We start from the raw sequence: 1,993 nt of genomic DNA, 5'->3' as shown, positions 1-1,993 counted from the left end.
CGCATGATGTCCAGCGGCGCATCCTTCATGTGGAAGGTGTGCGAAGCCACGTACACCATGCCGACGTTCGGGGAGTTCAGGCCACGGATCACGCGCCAGGCGGCCAGGCCTTCCTCCACGAAGTCGTCCGGGTGCGGGTCGATGGCCACGTGCACGCCCTCGCGTTCGAAGACCGGCAGGAGCTCCTCCATGGACTTGTAGAAGCAGGCTTCGGACTCTTCCGGGAGCTCCGGGCGGCCGGAGAACTCGGTGTTCATCTGGGTGCAGCTCAGGTCCACGGAGATTTGGATGGCACGCTTCCAGTACCGGACGGCGGCCTGGCGGGCCGTCTCATCGGGTCCGGACCAGCGCAGCACCGGCAGCACCGAAGCCACTTCGACGCCGGCAGCCTGGCAGTTCTTGCGGAACTGCACCACGAGCGCGTCGTCCGCCTTGGGGTGGCGGAAGAACGGGATCATGTCCGCGTGCGGCGTCATCTGGAGGTACTTGTAGCCCAGCTCGGCCGCGAGCGCCGGGAAGTCCAGCAGCGAGTGGCTGTGGTGGAACGGCGTGGGATCCAGCGCAATCTTCACTGCTTCTCCCCTTCACTCCGGTACAGCTCCGGCTTTTCGTTCAGCACGACGGCGACCTCGCCGCCGGTCTTCTGTGCCTCGACGCCCGCCTCGCAGCAGGCAGCGGTGGCGTACCCGTCCCAGGCGGAGGGGCCGCCCAGTTCGCCACGGTGGGCGGCGTCCACCCAGGCCTGCACCTCGACGTCGTAGGCGGTACCGAAACGCTCGATGAAGCTCGGGGTGACCTTGCCGCCCCAGCTGCCGCCCCGGCGCAGGTACGGGCCGCCGTCGCCTCCGATGTCCACGATGCCGTCCTCGAAGGCGGCCTGGGTGGCCACCTCATAACCGAACTGGGCGTTGACGAAGATCTCGACGTCGGCCAGTACGCCGGATTCCGTTTCGATGAGCACATGCTGGGGATCGTGCTGCCCTTCCGGAGCACGGCGCGAGCGCTTGCCGGTGCGGACCTGGACCGAGGTGATCTCCTCGCCGGTCAGGAAGCGGATCACGTCGAATTCGTGGACCACGGAGTCGTTGATGAGCATTTCGTTGGTGAAACCGGGAGGGGTGTCCGGGTTGCGGTGGCGGCAGTGCAGCATGAGCAGTTCGCCCAGTTCGCCGTTGCCAATGAGCCGGCCGAGCTCGGCGTATTCGGTGTCGTAGCGGCGCATGAAGCCCACTTGAATGCGCTTGCGGCCGGTGGCGACCTCGGCTTCGACAACTTTCCAGGCGGAGCCGGAGTCAGTGGTGAGTGGCTTTTCGCACAGGATCGGGATGTCCAGTGGCAGCGCCTCCAGCAGCGCTTCCTCGTGGAGGAAGCCGGGCGTGGCGATCACAACGGCGTTGACATCGCCGGAATCGTAGGCCTCCGCTGCAGTGGCGTATGCCTTGGCTCCCGGGATGCCGGCGATGGCTGCGTTGGCGCGCTCAAGGTCGATGTCGACGACGGCTGCGACCTCCGCTCCGTGGATACGGGTGTGCAGGCGCTGGACGTGGTCCGCACCCATGCGGCCGGCACCGATGACGGCGACGCGCAGGTTTTCACTCATGGTGGGTTGTGCCTTTCTGGTGGCGTGGGCTGGGTGGCTTGCGGCGGGTCAGGAGACCCGGGTACGGGATCCGCAGCTGAGCAGGTATTTGCGCGTGCGGGTGGCGATGGGCAGCGGTACGTCGAAGGCCACGGGGTACATGTCTTGTTCCACAATGCCGAAGACCGGGCGGTCCAGCTTCTCGACCTCGAGGATGACCTCGTTGAGGTCCGGCAGCCCGGTGGGCGGCTCGGTCATGACGCCGTCCAGGTTGGCCTGGGCCCAGGTCTTGTTCTCCGCCCGGACCTTGGCGAGGATGTCCGGGTTGATCTGCTTCAGGTGCAGGTAGCCGATGCGCTCGGGGTATTTGCGGATGAGGTCCACGCTGCTGGCCCCGCCGTATTCGGCGTGGCC

The 1,993-nt window shown here is 66.6% G+C and carries 2 protein-coding genes and 1 pseudogene; all 3 read right to left on the bottom strand.

Translation table 11 applies throughout. The features are described 5' to 3' along the window. Positions 1 to 572, bottom strand: a 572-nt coding sequence (locus BIU82_RS13315; RefSeq protein ID WP_070349958.1) for a sugar phosphate isomerase/epimerase family protein, incomplete at its 3' end; no start/stop codon positions are given. Continuing rightward, positions 569 to 1,600: a Gfo/Idh/MocA family oxidoreductase gene (locus BIU82_RS13310; protein ID WP_070349957.1), complete on the bottom strand. Its 1,032-nt coding sequence runs from the start codon at positions 1,598 to 1,600 to the stop codon at positions 569 to 571. The genes BIU82_RS13315 and BIU82_RS13310, both read right to left, overlap by 4 nt. A gap of 48 nt (positions 1,601 to 1,648) precedes the next feature. Next, positions 1,649 to 1,993, bottom strand: a pseudogene (locus BIU82_RS13305) (2-keto-myo-inositol dehydratase); the annotation flags it as partial.

Origin of the sequence: Arthrobacter sp. SW1, assembly GCF_001766675.1 — a bacterium.
GTDB lineage: Bacteria > Actinomycetota > Actinomycetes > Actinomycetales > Micrococcaceae > Arthrobacter.
Note: the sequence above shows the minus strand (reverse complement) of the source record. Positions and strands in the feature narration are given on the sequence as shown.